This window comes from Oleiphilus sp. HI0132 (assembly GCF_001635845.1).
This window is the reverse complement of record NZ_LWGJ01001728.1, coordinates 1-1514: the sequence shown is the minus strand read 5'-3', so window position 1 is coordinate 1514 and position 1514 is coordinate 1. Positions and strand designations below refer to the sequence as shown.

At 46.9% G+C, this 1514-nt stretch carries 1 protein-coding gene; it reads left to right on the top strand.

The genetic code is table 11. The annotated features are described in order from the left end of the window. Positions 1-1514 (top strand): LapD/MoxY N-terminal periplasmic domain-containing protein (locus tag A3766_RS26460; RefSeq protein WP_156509160.1); only part of this gene is annotated, 1514 nt, incomplete at both ends.

The following is a 1514-nucleotide window of genomic DNA, read 5'->3' as shown; positions in this document are numbered from 1 at the left end:
TGAATATCACCACCATGCGTGACTATTTGCAGAATCAATTGCAGTCCCATGCACAGGATGCTGCTACTTCTTTGGGCTTGTCATTATCGACGAGTATAGATGCTCAAGATCGCGTGGCGGCAGCGCGAATTGTTGACACGATATTCGACAGTGGTGACTACAGAAAAATTGTTTTTTTTGACTTGAACGGTGCCGCCATTGTCGTGCGCGCTAACTCTTTAACTGTTGATACTGTCCCTGACTGGTTTGTCTCTCTGCTTGATCTAAAGGCCCCTGCCAAAAGTGCAGAAGTTGTAGCTGGTTGGAAACAGTTGGGCACGATTGTGGTAGAGAGTCATCCTGGTTACGCCTACCTTGAATTGTGGAAAGTGATTCGTTCTGAGTCAATTTGGTTTCTAAGTATTTTGGTGCTCGGCTTATTTGCAGCGCGTTGGCTATTAGCTGGTGTGTTAAAGCCTTTAAAACAGCTTCAGTTTCATGCACAGGAAATGAGTCATCGCCATTTTGATTTTAGGGCTCCTCATCCTGTATTCCGAGAGCTTGCAGGCGTTGCCGATGCGATGAATGATATGGCCAGGCAGCTTGGCGGGGTGTTTGAAGAGCAATTAAATTTGATCGAGGACCTGCGTCAGGCATCTTTTGTTGACACACTTACCGGCCTAAGTAACCGTGAAGGTTTTGATGGGCGTTTAAAGACAGAGCTGGATTCACAGCAGCACACAGCAAAAGGAAGTCTGGTCTTAGTGCAACTTAACGACTTTGGTGCAGTTAACGAGTCATTGGGGCGAGATCGAGGCGATGCTCTGTTGACGAGTGTTGCGCAGATACTGCAAAAATATGAACAGCGTCATCAGAATGCGTTTGCTGCGAGGCGAAGTGGTGCCGATTTTAGTGTGTTTATGCCGAGTGTTATGGATGATGAAATTGATGTCCTGGTGCCAAAAATGATATCAGAAATTTGTTCACTCTCTGATATCAAGCACTTGTTGCGCGATGATAGCGTGCATATCGGTGCGGCTTGCGTAAAGGCTGATGATACTGCTCGCACTTTGTTGTCTAAAGCTGATTTAGCCTTACGCCAAGCACAGTCAGATGGTATTTCCGGCTGGCGGCGTTATGCGCATATTCAGTCGGCAGAAGAGAGTATGCGAGAGGTGCATCAGGCAAATGAGTGGCGAAATATTTTGCAAGAGGTATTGCTGAGTCGAGATGTGAAGCTTCATACTCAAACAGTTTATGATGGTGAAGGAAAGGTTATGTATCAGCAGGTCCTTTCTCGAATTGAAGTAGAAGGCGAGCTGACTGTCGCTGGGACCTTCCTGCCGATGGCTGAGCGATTCGGATTGATGGTGCCCTTTGATCAGTTGGTTGTCGAGAAGGTGGTAGAGAGCCTGGCAGATCCAGAATTTTTGATGCAGCGAACTCACAATGAGTTGGCGCAAGGTGAAGCTGATAATCACCGATACTGTATTACCTTGTCTGAAGCTGCCTTGATAGATGAGCGCTTCTTGTCC